The sequence below is a fragment of the Nitrospira sp. MA-1 genome (assembly GCA_032139905.1).
Lineage (GTDB): Bacteria > Nitrospirota > Nitrospiria > Nitrospirales > UBA8639 > Nitrospira_E.
In genome coordinates this window covers 131,719-157,420 of record JAQJDB010000003.1, presented here as the reverse complement: position 1 = coordinate 157,420, position 25,702 = coordinate 131,719, and the positions used below count along the sequence as shown (strand labels likewise).

Genomic DNA, 25,702 nt, shown 5'->3' with positions numbered 1-25,702 from the left:
ACCCAATACCCTTCAGAATCAGCAGCTAACTGTATTCTCAGCCGAGGACTCGGGTGTGGCCTTAAACTGATGCCAACGGGTGCAGGTATTCCCGTTGGCATCTGGTCAATGTGGGTGGTTGTTTCCTGGGGATGTTGCCAGAGCTATGTGGCTATTCGGCTGCTTCCGGAATAAAGGCCATCGTTTCCTCTTCTTGGAAGTGATCTTCGGCCTCATCTGCCTGCATGAATTCCTGAACTCGCATATTGCCGCTGTCAACGGAATAAATGTGTCCTCTGGAGTCAGCCCCTATTCCATAGGGAAAGTTGAATTGGCCATCCTGGGAGCCGAAGCCACCCCATTGGGTGATAAAGTTACCGTCCCGATCAAACTTTTGGATGCGTTGGTTGCCGGTATCACTGATGAATACGTCACCTGATTCGTCTACCGCCACACCCCAGGGTGATCGGAATTGTCCAGGTTCTTGTGCCTGAGCGCTGCTGGCATGACCAGGTCCAATTCCACCGCCCCACTTGGTGAGTAATTGAGGGAGGACGTTTGAGCTGGTATCAAATTTTTGAATCCGATGATTCCCCATATCGACTATGTAGACAGTTCCATCGGTTTGATCTACCGCAATGCCTCGCGCAAAATAAAACTGCCCGTCCCCATTACCAAAGCTTCCCCACTGCATGATAAATTCTCCGGTTTCATCAAACTTTTGAATCCGAAAGTTGGCACTATCGACGACATACAGGTACCCGCGGACTCGGTCGACCGCTACACCCCATGGAGCATTAAACTGTCCTTCGCCATTACCACGGGATCCGAGTTTCATCATGTAATGCCCTAATTTCCCATCAAATTTTTGAATCCGATGGTTATTGGTGTCTGCCACATATACATTGCCATTCCCATCACATGCGATACCGGTTGGATTATTGAAACCGCCATTAGCGGCACCGAAACTTCCCCATAGGAGGATGAAATTGCCATTACGGTCGAATTTCTGAACTCGGTTGTTCCCGTTATCAACCACAAATAATGACCCTTGGCGATCAATCGTCAGCCCGTATAGAGGGCTAATAAATTCTCCTCCATGGAGAAGAGAGGCTCCCCGGCCTGGTTTTCCCCACTTTGTGGCGCAAATATACCCAGATGTATTGAGAAGGATATGGGTGCTGGCCGGAACGGAAACGTTATTGTTGGCATCTTTAAACCAAACGTAGACGGTTTTTGTTCCATCTGTTGGAGAGGTGGTAAAAGGAATCGTGGCTCCAAATTTTTGTTCCGGCTCCACCTCAACCCACCCAGGCATGGTCCCGCTTGGAGTCATGGGGTTTTCAGAGATGAAATAGGCAGCCACCCCGCTATCTACGTCTTTAGCTGAGATGGTGGCGACCATGTCGGGACTATTGGTCATGTAAGCGCCATGGTTTATGACGATGTCAGGATTTTGAGGTGCCGAAATGTCGATCAGAACCGGAATAGCGGTCTGTTCCTCAGAAAGCTGGCTTTCTGCTCCTTCTTCAGTGACCGAAGTCATGGCATAAAAATATGGCGTGTCATTCGTGAGACCACTATGAATATAGGGGGTGGTCACGCCTTCAATCTTTGTTGAAGTTTCTGTAGAGACATTGGGTTCCGTACTAAAATAGAGGTTGTAACTGACGGCATTGGGAACTTCGAGCCAACTAAGGATGTTTTCCGTATCCCCCGGCTTAACGGCAAGGTTGATGGGGGCGGTAAGATCGCTGGAAACCCGTTTTTCTTGTTTGCCACGATTGAGTTCTTCTTCTGTTGGGGCAAACTTGGTTAAACGATGGTTGCCGCTGTCTATTACGTATACATATCCCTCTTTGTCTACTGCGATCCCTGACGGGAAATTCAGCTGTCCTTCGGTTAATCCACGATTTCCCCATGAAGTTAGATAGGTTCCGCTAGAATCAAATTTTTGGACACGGTGATTTCCGCTGTCGACAATGTACACATATCCCAACGGGTCGCAGGCGACTCCCCATGGGGCTTTGAATTGGCCAGGGGCATTCCCTTCCTTTCCCCACTTCAGGAGAAAGTTACCGCGTGCATCAAACTTTTGAATCCGATTGTTCCCCTCATCAGCAATATAAATATTCCCTACAAAGTCAACTGCGAGTCCGCGAGGAAAAAAGAACGCCCCGTCATATCCCCCGTCACGGCCCCACTTGAGCACAGGGGATCCGTTTGGCAGGAATTTTTGAATTCTTGCATTGCTGGTATCAGAGACAAACAGGTTGCCTTGGGAATCGGTGGTAACACCCCAAGGGACATCAAATTTCCCGGCTTCCGCCCCTCGCCAGGCAAAACCAAATTTCCCCCATGCGTTGATAATATTACCTTCTGAATCAAATTTTTGGATGCGATTGTTCCCACTGTCGGCCACATACACCTCTCCTTCTGGTGAGGTGGCGATGCCACGTGGGTAATAAAATTTTCCTTCGCTTGAATCGGGTTCGTCCCCCCAACGTGCAAGAAATTTTCCCGATCGGTCAAACTTCTGAATTGAATGATTGTCTGTATCGCCGACATAGATATTTCCGTCTTTATCAATAGCAATGCCGGTTGGTGATTTGAATTCTCCATCGTCGACGCCTTCACATCCGATTTGCATTACGGAGAGATAGGGGGAGGGAATCGACATTACTTCCTCAGACAATAGACTTTCACCCTCTTCTGTGACCACAGAGATTGCATAGTGGTAACAGAAGTTATTGGCTAAGTCGTTATGTTCATAAGGAGATATCGCTCCTTCAATGCAATTGGCTTTTTCTTTTGTAATCCCAACTTTTGGGATAAAATCCTCATGCCCTGCGACTGGTCTGGTCAGTTCATTTGGCTTAATTTGAACGCCTTTGGTGGTCATGAAATAAACGTTGTAATACAGGGCTTCAGGGACAGGATCCCATGTGAGGGTAATACGCGTATGATCAGGGATAGCACGTAAGTTGTCTGGTGCCTGAGGAATATTGGCATCCTGGTTTTGTCCTGCTCCCCAGTCTTCCTCCCCACTTTCTACGGTCAACAACCTGGTTCGAGATAGCGGGTTTTCAAAAAATAAGGCATCGAGAAGTTTTGTCATGCTGTTCCTCTGAAATTGATGAGTCAATTGTGTATAATTTGAAATTTTGCAATAAATACAACGACTTACGAGAAAAGTCTACCAGGAGAAAAATAGCGAAGTCAAGGAAGGCTTAGCAGGCCCATGACCTCCTAACCTTCTTAGATAACAAGTCAATTGTAAGTTATGACAGATCAAGGAATACTCTTACCTTATTATTTTTGAAGAAAAGTTGATCCATAGGGAACCCAAAAACCTCGCCCCCTTCACCACTCAAAGGTAGGTAAGAAGGCGACAGATATTCAACAGTGCTTACGAAGGTTGGCCAATTCCTGATTTAGTGACGTTGGCAGCCTGCGGACCCTTTGCTCCTTCTACCAAGTCAAATTCGACGGATTCCCCCTCCTTTAGGGATTTAAATCCGTCTTCTTGGAGAGCGGAATAATGGACAAACACGTCCTGTCCACCTTCAACTTGAATGAATCCAAAACCTTTTCGATCATTAAACCATTTTACCGTTCCCTTACTTCTCATGATGGCCCTCCCCATTAGAGCACTTGTGGATATAGATTATAAAATTTGTGCGTTTCTAAAAAAAAAAGCCGAAAAAGGAGTTCATTCCTCTCTCGGCTTCACGGCGTAATATCCTTTTCACTTCTTTAACCATAATACAAAAACGATGATGGTGTAGCACAGTTTAAAGAATCTGTCAATAAATGACAGGAGGAAATTCATTCCCTACTATTTCGCCTGTAGGGTAATTGTTCCAGATTTGGAATTAATGGCCGAGGGGGCCATGTTGGTTATCCGACATTTTTTATCACTTTTTATTCATCCGTATTGTCCAAGATGTTGATCAGACTTCTCGATCGGTACATTTTTTTTGAGTTACTTCCCCCATTTTTGACCAGCCTCACCGGATTGTGTTTCATCATTTTTACGAAGGAAATGCTACGGCTGGTGGATTTAGTGGTATCTAGAGGAATTAGCTTGGCGGGCTTGGGGTCGATTGTTCTGCATTTGCTTCCTTCCTTTTTAGTCCTAACCTTACCAATTGCCTGCTTGATTGCCTCAATTTCGGCATTTAATCGCCTATCGTTTGACAATGAGGTGACTGCCATTCGAGCCGCGGGGGTTAGTTTCTGGCGGATCAACCTTCCTGTGGCGGTCTTTTCCGGAATGGTATTTCTTTTAACGGTGTACCTTTCTCAATGGGGCCAGCCGTGGGCCAAAGTGTCATTGAAGACTTTGGCCCTGAGCGTCATCGAAGATGAGTTGACTCTTGCTGTTGATTCGGGTGTGTTTAATGAACCGATCCCTGGACTCATGGTGTATGTGCCTCACTCAGAGAATGGCTCTGGCCAAAAGGGCGTATTTATTTCGGATCAGCGTAATCCCGACCAACCCTTGATCATTGTGGCGGAGAATTTTCAAATGTTGAAACAGAGCGAACGTCAGCAGTTTGGTATTCGCTTGTTTAGGGGGGCAATCCATCAAATCCCCAAAGATGCCAATAGTTTTCATCGGGTCGCCTTTGATACCTATGATTTTTGGCTATCTTCACCATTTACGTCAGTGAAAGAAAAAACCAAACGGAAAACCTACCAAGACCTCACTCAACAATTGGAAGAATCGGGTGGAACGGATGCCGGTGCCCTTCGTCGATTAATAGAGTTTCATAAAGACACGGCCTTTCCGGTCGCCACCTTTGTGCTGGGTTTATTGGGCGTTCCGGTCGGAATTGTGTCGAAGCGGTCGGGAAAAGCCGGAGGGTTTGCGATTGGGGTTCTCGTGGTCATCGGGTTTTATCTATTAAATGTGCTGGGAGAGTTTCTCGTGACGACTTTGGTGATTTCTCCATTAGCTGGCGCATGGATGCCAAACATCATCCTGGCCTGCCTGACAGGATTCTTACTATTTCAAGCACGAAAGCAATGATCAAGAAATTTTTCAACCAGATTTAGATCATGAAGAAAATTTCTTGGTATGTGTTTGGAAAATTTAGCCGGGTCTTCCTGATGTGTCTTGTAACGGTGTTGACGATTTATCTCGTCGTGGATTTTTTCGAAAAATTAAGAAAATTTTTAAAATATGATGCGGACTTAACGGTTATTTTTAGCTTTTTTGTCTATCGAATCCCTGAAATTGCCTTTTTACTGGCCCCGCTGGCGGCCCTGATGGCCTCAATTTTGACGGTTGGTGGGCTTAACCGGACTCGTGAAATTACGGCGATGCGCAGTTGCGGGTTAAGTTTTTATCAAATTGCCATTCCCTTTTTTGTTTTTGGTGCGCTCGTGAGTGTCGTGGGTCTGAGTTTGACGGCTGTGTTGATTCCTCTGGCCAATATCAAAGCCGAATATGTCCAATCGGTCCTGATTCAAAATAAACCAGAGCCCCTCTCACTCACTCCGGAAGGTTTGTGGCTCAGGGTGGGACGAAATCACCTTTTGCGTATTGATTCGGTGACAGAGGATGGACATCGTTTGAATGGTATTCACCAGTACACACTCGATGATCGCTTCAATCTCAAGGGAATTCTTGAAGGGGAATGGGCAACATTTGTCGATGAGGAATGGGTGATTGAGCATGTGATTCAACGAACATTTCAGGAAGAAGAACGCATGCAAGTGAATGGCATGCCACGGCAGGTGTTGCGCCTCTCTCTCACGCCTGATGATTTTCAGAATTGGCTATCTCAGTCTCCAGAGCACATGTCGTTGTATGAATTGCATGATTATATTCAGAGAGTAATTGAAGATGGCCATAGTCCTCATCGTTTTTTAACTGATTATTGGGCTCGTTTTGCGTACTCCATCGTTCCTCTGGTGATGACATTGCTAGGGATCTCGGTGAGTCTTCGAGGAAGTGGTGTGCGTGGGGTGGGAGTGGCGAAAGGGCTTGGGCAAACTCTGGCAATTGGATTTTTCTTCTGGGCCGCACATTCCGTGGGTATTGTTTTAGGACGCAATGGAGCGGTGTTACCGATCATTGGTAGTTGGATTGCCACAGCCATGTTTTTGGTCATCGGAATTAACCTTTTTTTGAAGCTAAAATGAGGGAATCGCGATTGCCTTGAAGATTGCTCCGAAAAATGTGTGATTGAAAATTTCGTCTTTGTTTGCTGGCACCATTAGTGTTTGTTCCTGATGCTGTGCAATGTATGAATTTGTCAATTTCCCTCATGAACACGCAAGGTTTTTTCTTAACTCCCCCTGTCTTGAATCCGATAACACTTGCACAGAGACAGAGCTTGAAGGGTAGAGGAGGCCCCAATGCTTTCAGGCAGACAGTGGATCGGAAATTTCAAAAACTCACCACTTACATAAGGTTGTGATTATCGGATAACAAATTCAACAGGTGACAAGGGCAAACTATCCGTGAGGGTAGGGCGCAAAGCCAAGAAACCCTGAGAGCGTGGTTGTTTTAGGGTTCGTCTGGTTACCGAACTGTGTTGGTAGGTCCATGCGTTCGTTCATGCGCCCATTCCCTGGAATTGGGCGCTTTTTTTTTGGTCACAAGGAAAGGCCGAAATATGGACGATGACGCGCAACATTTCACAGAGCCAGCAATTGGCATCAAAGAGCTCGACTCGTCTTGCCTTGGCTCAGTTAGTCAGGACAAAGCAGAAAATGGAGAAGCGCAGGACCGGCTTGATCAGGAACATGTTACTCGGATTTTATTGGAGTTTCTCCCGATCATTCGCCGGATGGCTGGAGTTATGGCGTTCAAGAATCCCTTTTCCCTGGATGTCGAGGATTTGACGAGCGCCGGGGCAATGGGTTTGTTGTCCGCGTTAAAGCGCTATGATCCAACACGGGATATCAAATTTAGAACATTTGCCGAATATCGCATCCGTGGCATGATGTTAGATGAAATTCGGGCAATGGATTGGGTTCCTCGGTCTGTTCGATCCCGTCGAGATCAAGTGCGACAAATTGTTGAAGAACATCTTCAGAAAAACGGGACGCCACCGACTTCACAGGAATTGGCTGCGCTATTGGGCGTTCCCATTGATGAAATAGAGGGAGTGGGAGGGTGTGATCCTCGTCTAATTAGTCTGGACGAGCCGGTTGGGCAAGGGGAAGATGAATGTACGCTTCGTGATGTTTTGCCGGATGTTAACTATCTGGACCCTTTTGTGGCCTGTGCGGACGCAGAAATGAAGGCGGCATTATCAGCGGCCCTTGAGACATTATCGGCACGCCAGCAAGAAGTACTTCAGTCCTATTATCACACCGGATTAACGATGAAGGAAATTGGTCACCAAATGGGGCTTACCGAATCTGGCGTCTGTCGGGTGCATTCCGGTGCACTCCGACATTTACGCATAGAGTTGAAACGTATTGAGGATGGGGGATGCAGTGCGACTCGGCCTAAGAATTTACGAAAAACGCGTGCAGGCAATGACTAGTTAAATGGTGTGCTTATTAAAGAATTCGTGTCCGCCAATTTGGGCCACTTTTCGGTTGACCTGAGCCCAATGGGGGGTCTTGACCAGTTTGGGATTATAAAACAGCACAGCCCCATCCACTACCTTCCGACCGTCTTGCACAAGCCTCCAGGCTAATAAACTTTCTTGCATTTTTCGATTCGTTTGATCAAATTTCACTTCGTTTGGATTCCGCCCGATCCATGGCTCAAACTGTTTGGCACGAAGAACCGTGCCTTTGACCGTGCCATCGCTGTGGTATTTGTGAGTCATCCGGTTCCGAATGACGGCCGCAACGCCTAACTTTCCAGCAAAACTTTCCCCACGGGCTTCCAGGTAGATTGTTAGGGCGGCTAATGTATCGTCGCTGTGGGTGGAATCCTTCGTCTGGGTCATTTCTAGCGGCAATGATGAGTCAGGCGAAGAAGACGAAAGAACCAAAGCGATATCAGCCGAATTTACGTGAGTAGGGGAGACCGGGATTAAGCATAAAAAGAAGCTTTCTAGGCCAATGATGAGTATAAAAGGCAAAAGTCTTTTGTTTTGTTTCATTTTATCCCTTTTTTAGTGGTGATGGGTTTAAATTGTTTGCGCGTTGTTTTTTTTAATAAAGGAGCTAAGTTCAATGTAATGCTTTTTGGATAAAATCTTTCGCAAGGTATATGCCAGTGAAGTTTTAGATTGTTCAATGGCTCGTTTTTATGGGAGTCTTGTATTATTGTAGTGGGGAGTTTGGTGTTAGGCCTTTTGGATTTTTATAAATTACAAGTGGCCTTCCCTACAGCATTATGTCGTGGTTCCGGGACATCATAGACAAGGGCAAACGGTTTTTTTTTAATAGGCATTGGAAACAAAGAGATTTCGGGATTCTCCTACTGATTAAAAATCCGACAATCTTAAAACTGGGTAATTGAATCAGCGGAAAATGGGATGAACAACCTGGGAATCTATCGAGAATGCTGCATATTGCATGATTTTAGTGAGGGAGGAGATCATGAGGGCTTTGTCGGCGAGCAAAAGAGCATGGGAACTGATGGTGTGTTTCGGCGTGGGAGTAATTCTTCTGGTTACGTTGCCGCATTCCAATGGTTGGGCTCAGTCAGACCAAATTCCTATCCTGACTAGTAAGCCTCTCGCGCATGCTAAAGTGTTTTTGAGTGCCGGAGATTACCGGCGAGCGGTGGAGGCTTGCCAAAAAAATATTGACCGCAATCCCTCGGTTGAAGCGTACGTTTATTTAGCCTACGTATATCAGGCAATTGATGGTTATTTAGGATCATTAGCGAAGCAGGAGGATTATGTGAAAGTAGAGCAGTTAGCTTTGAATTTGACCGCACGGGACATTCTTGATCTCATTGATCCGCCAAATGCCATGCCTCGTATGGCGCAAGAGCTTATTCATGAAGGCATTCGACAACAATTTGACGTGACAGCAGCGATGGCCAATCGGTTGAGTCGGACACAGACGGAAGAATTATGGGCACAACAAACCCGGTGGCGCGAATTGAATCCTGATTCATGGTGGACCGGCACACCGGATGAATGGCAGTGGTGAATTCGGTTCCTGTCATTTCTGCGAGTGTTAGAGATCCCTCAAATCATAGGGGGTAGCCCTCATTAGCTAGCTAAGCCTGTATGAATGAGTTGACAGTCCGACAAGAGCGGTTTTAGGATGCCATCAGAGCTGGGCATTTTGTCGTATTTATCCAAGGAGGCAGTCAGTGTCTGATTTAGTGGCCAAAGCGGATGCAACGAATTGGGATGGGGAAGTGCTGAAATCTTCAGAGGTGGTCATGGTGGATTTCTGGGCGGTCTGGTGTGGACCCTGTCAAATGGTGGCCCCAATCGTCGATGAGCTCGCACAGGAGTATCAAGGCAAGCTTAAAGTCATGAAGCTCAACACCGATGATGCCCCCGAGGTTGCGGGACAATACCAAATCATGAGCATTCCCAGTATCCTCTTTTTTAAGGGTGGCCAAGTTGTCGAAAAAATTGTTGGAGCAAGACCAAAGCAACAATTTAAACAAATCATTGACTCGCTCCTGGCTCAATCTACTTCCCCTGCCTGATCAGTGGGGCCGATGACTCGGTGTTATGCTGACCGAGCTGCGTATTTCCAATTTTGCTCTCATTGATCAACTTCATCTGGAGCTCCCGCCTGGATTTCTTGTCCTGACGGGGGAGACCGGAGCTGGAAAATCTCTCCTCATTGATGCCCTGGTATTACTTACCGGCGGGCGAGCCTCTGCAGAGCATATTCGGTTTGGTGCTGACGAAGCCCTGTTAGAAGCCTGTTTTATTCTTCCCGCGACACATCATCTCACAATCAGGTTACAACAGGACGGATACCTCCTGCCGGATCAACAGGACCTTATCGTTCGTCGGTTGTTGTCGCGGTCAGGAAAGAACCGCAATTTCCTCAATGGGCAACTGGCCCCTCTTCAAACGATTCAAGACATTGGTTCCCAGTTGGTAGATATCCATGGCCAACATGACCAGCAATCACTGCTTTCCGCTAAGACCCAGCTCAAATTGCTGGATGCATTTGGAAATCTTGAGGATGTCGTAGGTCGCTATCAACAGATGCATCGTGAATGGTTTGAGAAAAAGGCGGCTCTGGATGAATACGTAGGGAAGATACGGGATCAAGCCAATAGGCAGGATATCCTTCAATACCAATATGACGAGTTGGTCAAGATGCAGTTGCAGTCTGGAGAAGAAGAGTCCCTAAGCCAGGAATACCATCGATTGAAACATAGCGGTCGATTAGGAGAGTTATCGAATCAAGCTTTTACTGCGTTATATGAAGGAGAACGATCTGTTCTGGATCACCTGGGTGAGGTGACTGAGCGGGTACAAGAACTTGCGAAAATTGATGGGCAAGGTGAACCATGGGTCCCATTGTTGGAAGCAGCGACCGTGGCGTTGCGGGAGGTGACGGATAATCTTCGAGATTATCGGAATCAGATAGAGTATGACCCGGAGCGAATGGATCTGATTGATAGTCGGTTGGCCGGTCTTCAGCGGCTTAAAAAGAAATATGGAAAGCCGATCGAAGATTTAGTGGAACTTACCACTATCCTGAAGCAAGACTTGGCGTTACTCCAAAATGGAGAAGAGCAAGTGGCGCATTTGCAAGCAGAAGTGACCAGTCGATATGAATCGATGAAGGCCTCGGCTGAAGAATTATCGGCCAGGCGGAAAACAGTTGCGAAGCATTTGGTCAAGGAGATCAAGCAGGAATTAGCGGCTCTGAAAATGTCGACAATGGAGGTGCAGGTTAATATTGAGATGGCCAATGGAGATACCGGAATTGGTTTGACAGGAATGGATCGTGTTGAGATGCTCCTGGCTCCCAACCCGGGAGAACCGCTCATGCCATTGGGCCGAATTGCATCGGGTGGAGAATTGTCTCGAATCATGTTGGCCTTAAAAACCGTGTTTGCGGAGAATGATCGGACACCCGTCGTTATTTTCGATGAAATTGACAGTGGTATAGGCGGGGAAGCGGGAATGGTCATGGGGAGTCGTTTGCGTCAATTGGCGAAATTTCATCAAGTATGTTGTATCACCCATCTCCCACAGATTGCCTCGCAGGCTCATGCACAATTTGTGGTGGAGAAAACAACGCTAGATGACCGAACGCTGACGAAAGTACATGAAGTCACTGGAGTACATCGGGAAACCGAAATCGCTCGCATGTTGGGTGGCGGCACCCTGACCCCAACCATCAGAAAGACCGCCGGTGAAATGCTGGATCGGGGAAGCAGCCCTCACGTAGGCGTCGGTCTCCAAAAGCCAAGAAAGAAACCTGCCAAGACCTAATCTAATTTCGAATGAGCCGGTACATTCAGGTAGCCATTCATGAACGGGTGGATAACTTATTCTCTGTCTGAGAGAATTGTTAAGATTCGGGTTTCTCAAAAACCTCATAACCATTCATTGTGAAGCTAACGCATAGTCTCAGCTAAAAGTCCCGTCGGCACAATGGATGAAAAGTCGTTCGTTGGGAAGATCCAATCGATAAAAAGGTGAACGCCATGCCCTACGACATCGACGACCGCGGTCCTCTTAGTATCGTCGACCTCGATCCGTTAAACCGGCAGATTCTGGTCTTTCATCAAGGTAAAGCGTGTTCACTCGATGCCTTAGATGCAGGGTTGAATGTACCGCAAAATGTCGATCAGTGTGAGATGAGGCTGAAGGAATTGTTTTATTATCGTTTCGTGAGAATGTGGTGAAAGGCATGTTAAACTAGGGTCAATGATGGTTTTAAAAAAAATGGATCAGCGTAAATGTTGGAGCGTGGAGGAATGAAGGAGATTGCATATGCTCGATCCAACGGTAAATGACATTGATCAACTGTTGACTGAGACGATCCAGACTCTCAAGCTTGAGGAGGTTTCCCGTCACTATCGGGATCAGGGTGAGTTTGTGGCTTTGGAGCATTTCATGCCCACTCAGGTTGTTCAGGAGTTTATGCGGGAAGTAGAGCGCGTGCGGCCCCAGATCAATCGAAATTTTATACCAGGGCATAAAAAGGGGGGAAGTGTCAGCTTTTATCTTCTGCAGCAATCAGCTCCCGCAATTCTTGCGTTCTATCAGCATCAGGGTTGGATTAATCTCCTGAGCCAGATTGCCGGAGTTCCGTTAATGCTGTGCCCTGAAGAGGATCCCCATTCCTGTGCGCTGTATTTTTATACCGAGGCAGGAGACCATATCGGGTATCATTATGACACCTCATATTACAAAGGTGAACGATTTACGGTATTACTGGGTTTGCAGGATCAATCGAGCAGTCGACTGGTCTGCCGTCTCCATACCAAGGAACAGGGTCGAGAGGTTAAAGAACTATCCCTCAGGACTGACCCCGGCACATATATTTTCTTTAATGGCGATAAATTGCATCATGCCGTGACGCCGCTTGGGGCTGGGGAAGAGCGGATTGTGCTGACGCTCCAATACGTCACTAATCCCTCAATGGGGCTGGCTCAACGCTGGTTCTCAAATATGAAAGATGCTGTGGGATATTTTGGATGGTCGGCCATGTTTCGAAAACCTCACCGTTAAAGACTGGTTCCATATCCTTCCTCAGTGCAACCCAATCAACACCACGGTTGTATTATCTTCTCCACCTAATTGGTTGGCAGTACCCACAAGTGTACGACATATGGCTTCAGCGTGCGGAGCTTCCTGGCTGACAATCGTTTGAATCTCCTGATCAGTCAGCATTTTGGTGAGCCCGTCCGAACAAAGCAGAATGAGGTCTGAGGGTTCAAGCGGATAGGTTTGAACGGTGGGTTGTGCCTCAGGATCGATTCCCAGGGCTTTGGTCAACACATGACGAAGAGGGTGTGTGCGAACCTGTTCAGGGGTAATGAGGTTAAGGGCCAAACGCTCCTCCATGAGGGTATGATCTTTTGTCCAGAGCGAGAGCGAACCCTGTCTGAAAAGATATGCCCGGCTGTCGCCGGCATGAGCTACACTGGCCTGAAATCCCGTCGGGGAACGACTGATGGCGACCACGACAATGGTTGTCCCCATTCCTTTCAGTCGTTCATTTTCTGCGGCTTCCCGTCGAATCCTTTCATTCGCAGACTCAAGGCCTTGATTCAGCACCGATTCTAATTTTTCAGGTTGAACGTATTCAGAGGTTTCAGTCGCCCGTTGGGTTCGAATGACATCGGGAATAGTTTTAACCGCAATTTGGCTGGCCAATTCTCCCCCAGCATGTCCGCCCATTCCATCTGCCAATACCCATAGTTGTAGGGTGTTGTCGATCGAAAACGCATCCTGGTTGAGTTTTCTCACCAGACCAATATGCGTTAGTCCTATGCCAGTCCATTTGTTAGATGGTTGCGCTGATGTCATAGAGAAGCAATGAATTCCGGGATTCCATGGCGTTGGGCCAGACGGTTGTAAATAAGGTCGGCCAAAGGCTCAAGATTTTTGCAATCTGCTTCATTATATCGGATAAGTATCTCTCTAGAGGCCGCTTGTCCGAGTTGCCATTCTTCCCACAGACGGACGGCATCCCACCCCGTGAGTCCTTCCAGCGAAGCCGGGCGATAGCAGCCTATTTCCGTCTCAATCGCCTTCAGTCCACCTTTTAAACCAAGGCGTCTGGCCGAAAAACACAAGTCGATATGAGGATGGTCAAGAATCAAGTCTGGGTATTTGGCCTTCAAAAATGGCAGGTCAAAACCTGAGCCAAAGAAGGTTACGAGAACATCGTAGGAGGCAAATTCGGCTTGCAACCGCTCCCCGGATAAGTTTTCTCCCCGAATGAAGGTTGTCATGCGACCTTTTCCGTAAATACCCACCACCGTGATCTCGCCATCGGGCAATGGGATTCCATTTGTCTCAATATCCAGAAACGCAGCCTGAGATCGAAAGTTAGGATAAAGACGCCAGTGGTCGCGCGCTTTCAGGATGTGGGTAAAGAAGCGGGAATTCTGCGCTTTCCACTGTTTTTGCGCCTCCAGAATGGCCTCATCGTACTGCGCTTTCCGAAACGAAGAAATGCGGGGAGCGATAGTTTTCTCGAGAAAAGCATCCCATGTGCCAATACCATCCCCCCACCAGAGACGTTCGGTAGATTCTCCAATACCAGGTAAAAAAAGAAATGTGGATTGTAACATGTGTCTAAACAGGAAATGGGCTTAATTCTAACCTTGATTTCACCAAGAGGACAAGCTACATTCGAAGCAATCTTTAGATCGTATTTCATTCGAAACCTTAGAGAGAATATATGGAATTCAGTCCACAGAAAATCAAAATGACCATCGGTGGGATACAAGTTATTGCACAACTGAAGCCGAATCGAACCGCACAGGCTGTGGTTGACGCCCTGCCTGTTGAGGTGCCCGTGAATCAATGGGGAGAAGAGTTTTATTGCAACATGCCGGGTGTCAAGGATTATCGGGAGGTGGCCACCACACAGGTGAAAGTCGGTGATGTGGCGTTTTGGGGAATGGGGGGAATGTTGGCCGTCTTTTTTGGGCGTACTCCCATGAGTCTTGGCGATGATCCGGTTCCGGCTGATCGGGTGAATGTTATTGGAAAAGTGATAGGTGATCCGAGAGTGTTGATGGAGGCCACAGGGGCTTCCCTCATGAAAGTGGAACGGCTTCCTGAAGGAACCTGATGCGACTCAATAAAGTTCGCGTGCATCAGATGGCCGTCTCAGTCATTGAACGATTGCAGTCGAGTGGATTGTTGGAAATTCACGGAAAATCTGAAGTGGTCATTCAAAAATTGGAATCAGCAATTGTATCCGAGTTGCAGGTGGAAGATCGGTTGAATGCGGATGTCCGGGAAATGTTGAAAAAATTTGAACGGGAGTTTGCGGAAGGTCGAGCGGATTATCAGAAAATGTTTACGATGGTGAAACAAAAGCTCATCAAAGACCGCGGGGTCATTTTATAGGGCAGACGGAAGAATGTGATTAATGCCTGAACGACTGGATTGATGATGAATACTCCCATCCTCAGCGACGAAAAACAGACACATCTTGCACATGTGATTCTGACCAATGTCACAGAAATGTCCGAGGTGAAGATGATCGGCGATACTGCTCACGCCCTTCGTGAAGTGAAGCGTGTGTTGGCCGAGCACATGAAAGCTGAAGAGGAGTTGGTTCAAAAGGTTCGAGGTCGATTGCAATCGTATTCCCGGCCGGTTCCGGAAGGTTCTCAAGAGTGGGATGTCCTTTATCAAAAAACCTACCAGGAAGAATTACGTAAGCGGAACCTAAGCTGAAGAATTGCTCTTTTCCCCCTCCCTCCAGATTTTTAAATTCCTGTGAGTGTGCCCCAATCCTTTTTTAGCCCTGATTCTTATCCCTGGAACTCTCCAGAGGGCCAATGGTATGGTTTGGTAGGGTCACCCTGATGAATGATCGTGAAAAGACGATGCATGCTCTTGGAGCCGCCACTCTCTCCATTTTACCGGGGATCGGCCATCTATACTTAGGTGTCAAACGCGGGAATATTTTCTTGGTCTGTGGGATTCTTTTAATGATCATTTCCAAGCTTTTCTGGCCGACAGGATGGTTAATTTACATGCAATTTGCCATTCTGGCAGGCTTCGATGCGTTTGCATTTGGCAAACGCGGGAGAGGATTGTTTTGATATCTGCCAGGTATATGGAGATCGTAGAATGAAGCAATGCGATCGTCACGTGCTTATCTTTGTCCGATTAAGTCTGGCTCTGTGCCTATTGGTGCCCGGGATAGGATTGACGGCCTCGCTGGCTCAGGCCGCGAATGTGTCAGTGACCGATTTACTCACATCTCCAGGAAAGACCATTCAATTACAGGCGCGCTTAACCAATCCTGAGGCAGAAGGGGAAATCGGTTTGGCCGATCAGCCTTTGGAATTTATTGTTCATGGCCGGACAGTTGGGCAGGCGAATACCGACGCGAAAGGGTGGGCACGGCTTGACTTTGCTCCCAGTATGCGGGGGAATTTACCGATCATTGTGAAAGTAGTGACGACATCGAAGGTGGATGCCATCCAAGGGAAAGGGGTCCTCTTATCCTGGGAACGGCGCCGTCCCATATTGCTGATTGACCTGGCGGTGTTAGTGGAAGGAGAGGTGGTCACGGAACCGCCTCCGCCTGAACTTTATAATGATCCCGGGCTCATATTAGGAAATGCCCATCCTGCAGCGGCTTCGGAATTAGGCAAGCTAGCTGAATTCTATTACAACCTTGTGTATCTGGACTTGACCGGGCGAGGGCATCTTGAAGATATTCAGGATTGGGTGCGGGAGCATCAATTCCCTCCAGGAATGATTAGGATCCTTTCGAAGACGCCCACGGCATTGACCGAACTTATACACGATCTAAAAAAAGAGGGTTGGGAAAAAGTGAGTGGTGGCATTGGGCGCACGGCAGATTTTGCGGAAGTTCTCGTTCAAAATAGGTTGCAAACCGTGATTTTGCCCTTGCCACAGACAGAGGACCGGTTTCCACGCAGGGCCATTGTCCTCAATGATTGGTCACGTGTCCGACGGCATCTTTGATGACGACAGTGAGCAAAGAGCCGGGCGATGAATGATCCGGTGAGGAAGGTTTATATTTCTCGATGCATATAACTTTCTGCTCATGTGATAGATCGTAGGGGAGATGCTCCGTTGAAAGCCGCACGACCTAAAACCCGTTTTGTGTGTCAGGAATGTGGACATCAAGGCGTCCGCTGGAGCGGCCGGTGTCCGGAATGCGCGCAATGGAATTCCTTACGGGAAGAGGTTGATCGAGATCTTTCAACTCTTCAACAGCGAAGTGTCGCTGGGGGAACACCAGAGGCTGTTCCTATCAGCTCAATAGTGCAGACTCAGGAGTTTCGTCTTCAGGCTGGCATTGAAGAATTGAATCGAGTGCTTGGTGGGGGAGTGGTTCCGGGATCGGTTATCTTGATTGGAGGTGATCCTGGAATTGGTAAAACGACACTCCTGCTCCAAACCCTCGCCTCCTTGGGAACGGCCAGACAGGTCGGGTTGTATGTATCGGGAGAAGAATCCCCTCAGCAAATTAAAATGCGGGCGGATCGCATAGGTATTCAATCGCCCAACCTGTATGTCGCTGCCGCGACATCCCTGGAAGAAATTTTCAAAGTGGCTGAGCAGATGAATCCCGGTGTCATCGTCGTGGATTCCATCCAAACAGTCTTTACCCAGGAGCTCACATCAGCGCCGGGTAGTGTCAGCCAGGTTCAGGAGGTGGGCTGTCGTCTGATGTGGTTTGCCAAGCGGACGCATGTCCCTATTTTTATTATCGGGCATGTGACGAAAGAAGGAGTGATTGCCGGGCCAAGGCTTCTGGAGCATATTGTCGATACGGTGTTGTATTTCGAAGGAGATAAAGGACAGAGCTATCGAATTCTTCGGGCGGTGAAAAATCGGTTCGGGCCGACCAATGAAATCGGGGTCTTTGAAATGAAGGATGAGGGACTGACCGAGGTTGGGAATCCCTCAGAACTATTTTTGACGGGGCGAATCGGACATGGCGCCGGGTCTGTGGTCGTGTCCAGCGTGGAAGGCTCTCGGCCTTTATTAGTGGAATTGCAGGCTCTGGTAGCGGAGACGACCTACCCTATGCCGAAACGTATGGCCAAAGGTGTAGAAGTGAATCGGGTGTCTTTGTTGTTGGCCGTCCTGGAAAAGCGACTCGGGTTGCACTTTGCCGGATACGATGTGTACGTAAATGTGGTGGGGGGGCTTCGGATCGATGAGCCAACGGTTGACGTGGGCATCGTATGTGCTGTGCTTTCGAGCTTTCGAGAGTTGGCACTGGACTCGCGATTGGTTGTGATGGGAGAAGTCGGGTTAGGCGGAGAAGTTCGGCCGGTACAGCATGCGGACCTGCGCATCCGTGAGGCGATGAAATTGGGGTTTCAGCGTTGTGTGGTGCCTGAACCGAATCTGAACCAATGGAAACCTGTGGCTGGCATGGAAGTCGTGGGGATTCGTGACATTGGCGACATTTGGGAAACGGTTGTCAGTCATGCCTCATAAATGGTACCTGCAGGCGGACTGTATACGATGAAGGCTACAAGTCGATGGGCGCTCTTGCCGGTGGTGCTGCTCGTCGGATGCGCCGGAATGTTCCAAGGACCGTTACGACCGCTCGAAGACGGGCAAGAGCAACAGGTACTTCAAGCCTTGCGTCAAAAGGAATTGACGATTCTCACCCTACGAGGATTATTTCACGGATCAATTTCCGGTTCCGGCGTTCCTCTTTCTCAAAATATTCTTGGAACGGTTTCGTACGTGCGTCCCGATGTTCTGGATCTGAAAGGGTTTATTCGAATGGGCGTGCCCGTGATGGATTTTCATCGCAAGGGGAACGAGTATGAACTGTATTTTCCCGCTGAAGGTAAGGTGGTCATCGGAAAAGTTGATGATACCCAGGAGCGCACAGCATGGGATCACACCGTGATGCTGAGTATTCGTGCCCTGGATGCCGTGTTAGGAAAGATTTCCGGGGGATCAAGTAAAGAGGCCCGTGTGTGGAAAAGCAACGAACGTTATCGCATTGATCTTCCTGAAAACCAATCCTCAGCCACGGCATCTCCAGACGATTTCACCGTCAGGACCTGGGTGGATGCCCAGACCATGGACCTGATATCTATTGAATATCGACGCTCGTTTGATGATATCGTCGTGTCCGTGGAATGTGAAGATTATCGAGAGGTGCAAGTGACGACTACCGAAGAGAGTTTACCTGTTCGATTGCCTTTTCTTGTGCGGGCGACAGATTATCGACCCAGCGGAGGATCCATTACCCTGCACTTCAAGGAATTTATCGTCAATGCGGCCTCGTAGTTGTCCTTATGCGTCAAGCCACCACTAATCAGCAAGTCGGGAGTCAATAAGCTCTATGCTGTTTTTAGCTCTGGAGTCCGCCACCTCTCATCAGAGTGTGGCCGTCTTTCGCGACGAACAGTTGTTAGGTAGTCTGGACTGTGAGTCAGGCCAACCTCTGACCCCGCAACTCATCCCCACAATCGATCGGCTGTTATCCTCGGTCTCTTTGCATTTATCCAATCTGGAAGGTTTGGTGGTTTCCATAGGTCCGGGGACTTTCACCGGATTACGAGTGGGCCTGGCGACCATGACGGCCTTTCGGATGGCTTTACAGATTCCTTTGGTTGGGGTTTCCACACTCGAAGGGCTTGCCTGGAATCATCCTGTTACCGATCTCCCTCTGCTCAGCACTATCGGTATTCGCCAGGGAGTCGTGTATTGGGCACTGTTCCGTTGGGAAAATCAACAGATGGTATGCGTGAAAGAGTCTCAAATCGGGGATATCATTGATGTCTGCGGTGCCCTGTCCGAACCCACCATTGTGCTCGGAGATGGGTGGATGCAGAACCGGACGACTCTCCTTTCAAAAGGATTCTCTCTTCTCGAAGCTCCTTCCGAGGTGCAATGGCCATCGGCCAAAGGGACCGGAATGGCAGGACGGGTACTGCTGGAACGAGGCGTTCTCCTTCCTCAAGGTTGCACCCCACAGTATATTCAGCCATCGTATGCAGAGATATCAAAAACAAAAAGCGTGAATCCCATCAAGTGAGAATTCTTGGATATCTGTTCGTGCGACCATAGAGGAGCGAGGGATGTTCACAAAGGACCGGCTCGTGGGTACTGATCCATTTCACAATGAGGCCATTCGATTAGCCACATTGGCAGATTTGGATGCATTGGTGAGTCTGGAAGAGTCCTGCTTTGCTGTCCCCTGGTCGAGAAAAAGCTTTGAAGTCGAATTGGACGGGAATTCTTTCAGCCAAATGCTTGTTATCCCAGGGCCAAAGGAACAGCCGGAAATTCCCTTGCTGGCCTACATCTGTGTATGGGTGATCTTTGAAGAAATCCGCTTTTTAAATCTGGCGGTTCACCCTCATTTTCGTGGAAATGGATTGGCTAAGCAGTTAATTCTAGAAGCATTATGCATCGGGAGTGCTCAGGGATGTTGTCGGGGGATGTTGGAGGTTCGGGACTCCAATCAGATGGCCAAAAAGCTCTATGAGTTCTTTAAATTTAAGGAATATGGCAGAAGGAGTTCCTACTATACGAATCCTAGCGAGGATGCTATCCTTATGATTCTGGAACCGATTTCAGGGGAAATTTCCGATAAAAATGATTTAGGGGAAATTCAGGTCGAATGCAAATAGGAGACGCTTGCCGGTTCAATCACTACTAACACGGGAGGGCACCGAAAGTGACGGACGAACAAATCGCCGAAAATTTGCGGTCATCCAATGTGGAGTATCAGGAGTTGGAGGAATCCCATCACCGGTTGGATCTGGAACTCCAGCAGTTATTGAAACATCATGTGTTGACTCCTCAGGAAGAAATTCTAAAAAAACATTTACAGAAAGAAAAGCTTGGCAAGAAAGATCGAATGGCTGCCCTGATTCGTGACCATCGTGCCTCATGTGATAATGCCAACACACCTGGATAATCCGAACGGCTGCTTCGCACGCTAAGCCCCACTTTCTAATGGCTGCCTTTTCCCCTACCATGGCCATGAATGCGGTGGTGCATCCCCTTCAGCGCCACATTCGTGATATTAAACGCCGATTATTGATCGTGGGAGCCACGATCATGGTGTTTTTTGTTATAGCGTTTTCATACTCTTCTATTCTGATCGATTGGTTTAAACGGCCCTTTGAAGATGATCTGATTTTTTATGCCCCGGCCGAGGCATTATTTGCCTCCATTAAAATTTCTTTTATGGCGGCGGTGATTGCCAGTGTCCCAATCATTCTGTACCAATTTTGGAAATTTATTGAGCCGGCGTTGCTTCAGAAAGAGCAACGATGGGCGGTGCCGCTCTTCTTCCTCGGGTTGGGGTTTTTCCTCTTGGGGTTGGCTTTTTGCAATATGGTGATCCTCCCGTTGGTCATCGACTTTTTTGTGACGTTTGGCATGGATCGAGCCATTACGCCGGAATTAGCCGTCGGAACTTATGTCGACTTTAACGTCAAGTTTCTCCTGGCGTTTGGCTTTGCGTTCGAAATTCCACTGGTGATTTCTCTTCTGTCTCGTGCAGGAGTCATTCAGGCGTCTGTCCTCATGCGGTTCCGCAAACATGCCGCTCTGGTGGCGTTGATTCTTTCGGCCGTGATTACGCCGGATGCGACAATGTTCACCATGTTATTAATGGCCGTTCCCTTGATCCTACTGTATGAGATAGGCATTTGGGGTGCAAAGGTCTTTGGGCGTGTTCCTCAATCGGCAGGGGAAAAGAGTCAAGCAACCGAGGGGGATGAGGGCGTGGACGATGAAGAGAAAGGCTAAACGGATGGGATCAGGTATCCGATCGACACAAGGACAAAAACCTCTATGGAATTGTCTTGTGGGCACAGTTGCTTCGCTCTGGCTTATGGGGTTTTCCGGATTTGGAGACAGTCGTCCTCTGTTATCGTCGGTATATCCGGTCTCGAATATTCCCTCTCTTCATCCTGATGACTCTGAAAATACCCACCAAGGGTTTGCCCCGAGTATTCAAACCCTTGTGGTAACTCCGGACGGAGTGGTCTATGCGGGATCCTTTGGAATGGGGCTGTTTCGGAGCCAGGATAAGGGGAAATCCTGGGACGCGTTGAATCGAGGTTTGACGGACCCATTTTTACTGTGTCTTACGGTGACTCCAGGGAAGCACATCTATGCCGGGACGATGCGTGGTGGGGTCTATCGTCTTGGGCTCAAGGGTACGACTTGGGAGTCCATTGGAACAGGATTACATGAGGCGGAAGTCAAATCATTCCTGGTTCACGGGGATGCCGTATATGCGGGAACAGGAACCGGGGTGTACCGGTGGGTAGAAGCCGAAAAACAGTGGGTCATCGTCGGAGCCGGATTGGATCGAATTCTGGTTCCTGGTCTGGCCATCATGGATGATGGGAAACTTTTCGCCGCGACTTCTGGCAAAGGGCTTTTTCATCTGGAGACTCAACAGGCTTCTCCCGCTAAATGGGTGGACTCCCAATCCATATTTGTCGATCCACGGGAACGGTTGCCACATCGCTATCTTCGAGTCATTGCCGTCAATGAGGCCCAACACATTTTTTTAGGAACACAGGATGGAGGGATCTTCCGGAGTACGGATCGTGGTCAATCCTGGTTGTCACTCAGCCGGAATCTCCCCAATGATTCAATTAGAAGCATTGTCCCCGATCATGAAGATATTATTGTGGCCACTGGAAATGGAATTTTCCGATGGAAGACTGATCAGCAACAATGGGTGGGCATGAACACCGGGTTGACTAACCTGGCTATTCAAAGCCTCACGCTATCGGATGCCGGGGAGTTATATGCCGGAACCAGTAGTGGAGCATTTCGAAGTCAAGACGGGGGTGCGCATTGGACGAATATTAGCCAAGGGTTGGGTGTCCAGTTGGTTCCCAAAGGCCCTTATGAATAAATCCAGGTAACGGAAAGGACGGGAGATGAGCGACGCAACTCAGAAAGATCAGACAATCACTATCCATATTCAGGTGAACGGCGATTCCTGGGGTGATATCCACTTAAGGCTTTTTTCGGATGTCGCGCCCAATCATGTTCAGAATATGCTGAAATTAGCCAAAGAAAAGTTTTATGACGGCACGACGTTTCATCGGGTGATTCCCAACTTTATGATTCAAGGGGGAGATCCCAATAGTAAGGAGCAGGATCGTTCACGCCATGGAATGGGTGGCCCGGGCTATCGAGTCGATGCGGAATTTAGCTCCACGCCTCATAAGCGAGGGACGCTATCGATGGCGAGATCGCAAGATCCTAATAGCGCGGGTTCCCAATTTTTTATTTGTGTAGCAGATTCGAGTTTTTTAGATGGTCAATATACTGTGTTTGGTGAGGTGGTGAGTGGAATGGAGACAGTTGATCGAATCGTCAATGCTAAGCGGGATGCCAATGATAATCCTATTGATCGGATTGAAATGACCATGAGTGTCCCTGAAGCGAATGCCTAAGAAGTGGGGGCGGGTCTGGCCTTGGTGTCTCCTTGGTGGATGGCTATTGGCGGGTTGTGTTGCTCCACCGTTCTATTCCTACCTGGTCTACGAAAATCCCACATCGTTTGTTCGACTTGAGGTTTCCCCTTGGGTCGACACTGATGTTCCTCAGACATTGAACGAGCATCCTGCCACCATGTCTCGACATCAAATGATCGAGGCCCTGAGCGGATTGCGGGTGCGTGAGTATCGTTCAGGCCCCATCCGATGGGTCCGTGGCCTTGCGGATCCTGAGCCGGCGTTCTTGAAGGAGGAAATAGAATTGTTAGCCCCACGTTTACTCGATGGACTAGGGTTAGCTGTTCCCCAGGAACTGGTTACGTTTTACATCAGTCATCCGGTGAATGCTACGAAACGGGAAGTGACCTCGGGAGGGATGTATGTCAGAGATGGGCATCTCCACGTCATCATCAGTAATCACCGAGCAACGTATGAAATTCCCCCTGCAGGGCTGATCTATGATCGGCGGTATCCGTTGTTTTCTCTGGCTCCCCTTGATGTAGATTTACTTTATGATTCAGAAGAGACGGTGATGCCAAAAGAGAAAAAGTTTTGGGAAACTATTTTGGGGGATGAGCACAGCGGTGAGATCGTTCTCGATCTTTCCCGATTGTCGATGATGAAAATGTAAACGTCTAATCCTGGGTTGTACCGGTAGGGGATGTAAAGAGGCCGAGAGACAACGATAAGCCTTCCTTAATGAGGTTCTGCATAGAGAAGACCAACGATGATGAAAGAGTCTTTCGTAGGCTATGGGACTATTGGTCATCCCGGAGGTATTTCGTTATTCCAATACGATTATGAGAAGAATTGTCCCTAAAAGTCTGAAAGCTTCTGGCCGGGGGGAGGTCTTGCTTCAAGAATCCGTGTGTAATCGCTTGCGAGATATACGAAAAAAACAGGGAATTTCCCAGGTGGAGTTAGCGGCCCTGGTGGGTCTGACACGACAAGCGGTCTATGCCATTGAAGCCAATCAATATTTGCCAAGCACCAATGTTGCTTTACGGTTCGCTCGTGCGTTGAAGTGCCGGGTTGAGGATATTTTTATCCTTTCAAATCAAGAAGAAATGGTCGAAGCTGAATTCATTGGTGCCCCAACGGCGTTGGGGCACCCGACAAGGGTTAAGCTGGCATACGTTGGATCAAGGATACTGGCCAGGCCGATGGCTGAACTGGGTGATGTGTTAAATTTTGTGATGCCAGCAGATGGTGTGGTTGTGGAGCAGACCAAGAGATCGACCAGTCCCAAAAGGCCATATGTACGCGTTCAATTACTGAATTCGCCGGAAGTCATCAAAAAGGGGATTCTCATTGCCGGATGCGACCCGGCGTTATTTCTAGCCGGGGAGCATGTCCGTAAGGTAAACGCCATGGCGGGAATCACGAATTGGACCATGGGAAGCGCGAACGCGCTCCGTGCGCTTCAACGGGAAGAAGTTCACATGGCCGGCTTGCATCTTGTGGATGTGAAATCCGGACAAAGTAATGTTCCTTACCTGAAACGACATATTCCCGGGCAGGATTTTGTCGGAGTGCGATTTGCTTCCTGGGTTCAAGGTCTCTTAATTCAGCAGGGAAATCCTAAACATATTCGTACTGTTGAAGATTTTGGCCAGGGCGGGATTCGTCTCGTCAATCGGGAAGTAGGAGCCGGCGCGAGATTTCTTTTGGATACGCTCCTTCAAAAATCTGGATTAACCGGAGAGATGTTACTGGGGTATGACAATGAAGTGCCGTCTCATCTCGAAGTGGCTCGTCTGATTCGAGATGGCATAGCTGACGTGGGCATTGGAGTGGAAGCCGCAGCGCGTCATTTTGGTCTTGATTTTATTCCGCTTCGAGAAGAACAGTATGACCTGATTATGCGTCGCGAATTTCTTACATCCCACCCCGTGATGTCTCAATTTCTTGATGCCATGGTCAGTCATCCCTTCAGGCGGGAAATCGAATCACTTGGGGGATACACGGTGACCGAAATCGGAAAAATTCTTCATTGGTAATTTCGTGTCTCCTCCAATGTCTCTGGGAGGTCAGGAGATAGGGCACGGTCGCAACAAACCACCGTTTTCTCATAGAATTTGATGTATTGGCTGCATTGCCACCATCACGTACTCAGTTTTTACCATATTTCCCAATAGGGGACAGGGGTTAAGGCAATACCTTCTCATTCGGAAAAGCTGCCAGGTTCAGGTGTGTTGGGCTATGGCTCATTGAGGAAATAGGCCTCAAGAGAGTTCGTGGAAAAGTGGCGGTTAGAATTTTACCGTTGAGAAAGTATTAAGGACTGCAGGTCCTGCCATTGAACACTTTACAGGAAGAACCACTTCTGGCTAGTTTCCAGGATTTAACTAATGGGGGAGTAGGGTCTGGTCGCATTTCGACGATCACGTCAATGATATCTCCCACATCCAAAGTTTTCAGTTGAATCTTTCCTTCTTCTTCAACCTGAACCCATTGAATACCAGAATCAGTCGTAATCAAAAATACGCCTTTGTCCGATTCAATTTTCATAATGGGACTGTTGAACTTCTGGAGTGAGGTTGAAGCTTCGGCATACACCTGTGACCCAGGCTGAAAAAAAACAATCAACCCTAGCAGAAAAACAAGCAGGTGATGGAGGTTTGGCATAAATTTCTCCTGTTGTTACTTTGAGAAGCCTTTCTCATTATCGCAATA

General features: G+C 48.2%; 27 protein-coding genes, 1 pseudogene and 1 riboswitch. Of the genes and pseudogenes, 22 read left to right on the top strand and 6 right to left on the bottom strand.

The genetic code is table 11. The annotated features are described in order from the left end of the window. Positions 1–151: 151 nt before the first annotated feature. Positions 152–3,097, bottom strand: coding sequence for an SMP-30/gluconolactonase/LRE family protein (locus PJI16_02670; GenBank protein MDT3776461.1), 2,946 nt, complete (start codon positions 3,095–3,097; stop codon positions 152–154). Between the two features lie 291 nt (positions 3,098–3,388). Next, positions 3,389–3,610 carry a cold shock domain-containing protein gene (locus PJI16_02665; GenBank protein ID MDT3776460.1) on the bottom strand — a complete coding sequence of 74 codons (222 nt, stop codon included), beginning with the start codon at positions 3,608–3,610 and terminating at the stop codon, positions 3,389–3,391. Positions 3,611–3,925: 315 nt separating this feature from the next. Between PJI16_02665 and PJI16_02660 the strand changes: the two genes are divergently transcribed. The 3 genes from PJI16_02660 to PJI16_02650 all read left to right on the top strand — a co-directional run bounded on the left by PJI16_02660 (position 3,926) and on the right by PJI16_02650 (position 7,487). Then, complete coding sequence (locus PJI16_02660; GenBank protein ID MDT3776459.1) at positions 3,926–5,014, top strand: LptF/LptG family permease; 1,089 nt, start codon at positions 3,926–3,928, stop codon at positions 5,012–5,014. 29 nt (positions 5,015–5,043) lie between these two features. Next, the gene (gene lptG / locus PJI16_02655; GenBank protein ID MDT3776458.1) at positions 5,044–6,132 is read left to right on the top strand and encodes an LPS export ABC transporter permease LptG; all 1,089 of its coding nucleotides are present in this window, start codon (positions 5,044–5,046) and stop codon (positions 6,130–6,132) included. A 299-nt stretch (positions 6,133–6,431) separates the two neighbouring features. Then, positions 6,432–6,522, top strand: a riboswitch (cyclic di-GMP riboswitch). A gap of 86 nt (positions 6,523–6,608) precedes the next feature. After that, positions 6,609–7,487 carry a FliA/WhiG family RNA polymerase sigma factor gene (locus PJI16_02650; GenBank protein MDT3776457.1) on the top strand — a complete coding sequence of 293 codons (879 nt, stop codon included), beginning with the start codon at positions 6,609–6,611 and terminating at the stop codon, positions 7,485–7,487. Here the strand turns inward: PJI16_02650 and PJI16_02645 are convergent, their stop codons facing one another. Beyond that, complete coding sequence (locus tag PJI16_02645; GenBank protein MDT3776456.1) at positions 7,488–7,901, bottom strand: cell wall hydrolase; 414 nt, start codon at positions 7,899–7,901, stop codon at positions 7,488–7,490. Between the two features lie 598 nt (positions 7,902–8,499). On the opposite strand from PJI16_02645, the gene PJI16_02640 reads away from it, so the two are divergent. The 5 genes from PJI16_02640 (at position 8,500) to PJI16_02620 (ending at position 12,575) form a co-directional block, all read left to right on the top strand. Continuing rightward, entirely contained in the window at positions 8,500–9,060 is a 561-nt protein-coding gene (locus PJI16_02640; protein MDT3776455.1) for a hypothetical protein, read from the top strand. A 166-nt stretch (positions 9,061–9,226) separates the two neighbouring features. Continuing rightward, the gene (gene trxA / locus PJI16_02635) at positions 9,227–9,574 is read left to right on the top strand and encodes a thioredoxin (GenBank protein ID MDT3776454.1); all 348 of its coding nucleotides are present in this window, start codon (positions 9,227–9,229) and stop codon (positions 9,572–9,574) included. A 25-nt stretch (positions 9,575–9,599) separates the two neighbouring features. After that, entirely contained in the window at positions 9,600–11,330 is a 1,731-nt protein-coding gene (gene recN / locus PJI16_02630; protein ID MDT3776453.1) for a DNA repair protein RecN, read from the top strand. Positions 11,331–11,545: 215 nt separating this feature from the next. After that, on the top strand, positions 11,546–11,746 hold the full coding sequence (locus PJI16_02625; GenBank protein ID MDT3776452.1) for a hypothetical protein: 201 nt from the start codon (positions 11,546–11,548) through the stop codon (positions 11,744–11,746). Between the two features lie 88 nt (positions 11,747–11,834). After that, the gene (locus PJI16_02620; protein MDT3776451.1) at positions 11,835–12,575 is read left to right on the top strand and encodes a 2OG-Fe(II) oxygenase; all 741 of its coding nucleotides are present in this window, start codon (positions 11,835–11,837) and stop codon (positions 12,573–12,575) included. A 21-nt stretch (positions 12,576–12,596) separates the two neighbouring features. Here PJI16_02620 and PJI16_02615 read toward each other — a convergent pair whose 3' ends face one another. Together PJI16_02615 and PJI16_02610 are read right to left on the bottom strand one after the other, a co-directional pair. After that, a complete protein-coding gene (locus tag PJI16_02615) occupies positions 12,597–13,376 on the bottom strand; it encodes a Stp1/IreP family PP2C-type Ser/Thr phosphatase (GenBank protein ID MDT3776450.1) in 780 nt (259 codons plus the stop codon). Further along, on the bottom strand, positions 13,373–14,146 hold the full coding sequence (locus PJI16_02610; protein ID MDT3776449.1) for a ribonuclease H-like domain-containing protein: 774 nt from the start codon (positions 14,144–14,146) through the stop codon (positions 13,373–13,375). Before PJI16_02610 ends, PJI16_02615 begins: the two co-directional genes overlap by 4 nt. Positions 14,147–14,256: 110 nt before the next feature. On the opposite strand from PJI16_02610, the gene PJI16_02605 reads away from it, so the two are divergent. The 14 genes and pseudogenes from PJI16_02605 (at position 14,257) to PJI16_02540 (ending at position 25,026) form a co-directional block, all read left to right on the top strand. After that, on the top strand, positions 14,257–14,652 hold the full coding sequence (locus tag PJI16_02605) for a cyclophilin-like fold protein (protein ID MDT3776448.1): 396 nt from the start codon (positions 14,257–14,259) through the stop codon (positions 14,650–14,652). Beyond that, positions 14,652–15,266: pseudogene (locus tag PJI16_02600) on the top strand (DUF507 family protein). Before PJI16_02605 ends, PJI16_02600 begins: the two are co-directional and overlap by 1 nt. 131 nt (positions 15,267–15,397) lie before the next feature. Then, positions 15,398–15,637, top strand: coding sequence for a hypothetical protein (locus PJI16_02595; protein ID MDT3776447.1), 240 nt, complete (start codon positions 15,398–15,400; stop codon positions 15,635–15,637). Between the two features lie 28 nt (positions 15,638–15,665). Next, positions 15,666–16,532: a hypothetical protein gene (locus tag PJI16_02590; protein ID MDT3776446.1), complete on the top strand. Its 867-nt coding sequence runs from the start codon at positions 15,666–15,668 to the stop codon at positions 16,530–16,532. Between the two features lie 111 nt (positions 16,533–16,643). Then, positions 16,644–18,023 carry a DNA repair protein RadA gene (gene radA / locus PJI16_02585; protein ID MDT3776445.1) on the top strand — a complete coding sequence of 460 codons (1,380 nt, stop codon included), beginning with the start codon at positions 16,644–16,646 and terminating at the stop codon, positions 18,021–18,023. A 27-nt stretch (positions 18,024–18,050) separates the two neighbouring features. Next, the gene (locus PJI16_02580; protein ID MDT3776444.1) at positions 18,051–18,833 is read left to right on the top strand and encodes a hypothetical protein; all 783 of its coding nucleotides are present in this window, start codon (positions 18,051–18,053) and stop codon (positions 18,831–18,833) included. A gap of 55 nt (positions 18,834–18,888) precedes the next feature. Beyond that, positions 18,889–19,584, top strand: a complete 696-nt coding sequence (gene tsaB, locus PJI16_02575; protein ID MDT3776443.1) for a tRNA (adenosine(37)-N6)-threonylcarbamoyltransferase complex dimerization subunit type 1 TsaB — start codon at positions 18,889–18,891, stop codon at positions 19,582–19,584. 43 nt (positions 19,585–19,627) lie between these two features. Further along, on the top strand, positions 19,628–20,182 hold the full coding sequence (rimI, locus tag PJI16_02570; GenBank protein ID MDT3776442.1) for a ribosomal protein S18-alanine N-acetyltransferase: 555 nt from the start codon (positions 19,628–19,630) through the stop codon (positions 20,180–20,182). A gap of 47 nt (positions 20,183–20,229) precedes the next feature. Continuing rightward, positions 20,230–20,472 carry a DUF465 domain-containing protein gene (locus PJI16_02565; protein ID MDT3776441.1) on the top strand — a complete coding sequence of 81 codons (243 nt, stop codon included), beginning with the start codon at positions 20,230–20,232 and terminating at the stop codon, positions 20,470–20,472. A gap of 38 nt (positions 20,473–20,510) precedes the next feature. Continuing rightward, positions 20,511–21,311 carry a twin-arginine translocase subunit TatC gene (gene tatC / locus PJI16_02560; GenBank protein ID MDT3776440.1) on the top strand — a complete coding sequence of 267 codons (801 nt, stop codon included), beginning with the start codon at positions 20,511–20,513 and terminating at the stop codon, positions 21,309–21,311. Beyond that, the gene (locus PJI16_02555) at positions 21,295–22,437 is read left to right on the top strand and encodes a hypothetical protein (GenBank protein MDT3776439.1); all 1,143 of its coding nucleotides are present in this window, start codon (positions 21,295–21,297) and stop codon (positions 22,435–22,437) included. The genes tatC and PJI16_02555 overlap by 17 nt, the downstream gene beginning before the upstream one ends. Positions 22,438–22,462: 25 nt before the next feature. Further along, positions 22,463–22,984 (top strand): peptidylprolyl isomerase, encoded by a 522-nt coding sequence (locus PJI16_02550; protein ID MDT3776438.1) that lies wholly within the window; start codon positions 22,463–22,465, stop codon positions 22,982–22,984. Beyond that, positions 22,977–23,657 carry a hypothetical protein gene (locus tag PJI16_02545; GenBank protein ID MDT3776437.1) on the top strand — a complete coding sequence of 227 codons (681 nt, stop codon included), beginning with the start codon at positions 22,977–22,979 and terminating at the stop codon, positions 23,655–23,657. Before PJI16_02550 ends, PJI16_02545 begins: the two co-directional genes overlap by 8 nt. Before the next feature lie 220 nt (positions 23,658–23,877). Next, entirely contained in the window at positions 23,878–25,026 is a 1,149-nt protein-coding gene (locus tag PJI16_02540; GenBank protein ID MDT3776436.1) for a substrate-binding domain-containing protein, read from the top strand. Positions 25,027–25,303: 277 nt separating this feature from the next. Here the strand turns inward: PJI16_02540 and PJI16_02535 are convergent, their stop codons facing one another. Then, positions 25,304–25,654 (bottom strand): hypothetical protein, encoded by a 351-nt coding sequence (locus PJI16_02535; protein ID MDT3776435.1) that lies wholly within the window; start codon positions 25,652–25,654, stop codon positions 25,304–25,306. Positions 25,655–25,702: the final 48 nt, after the last annotated feature.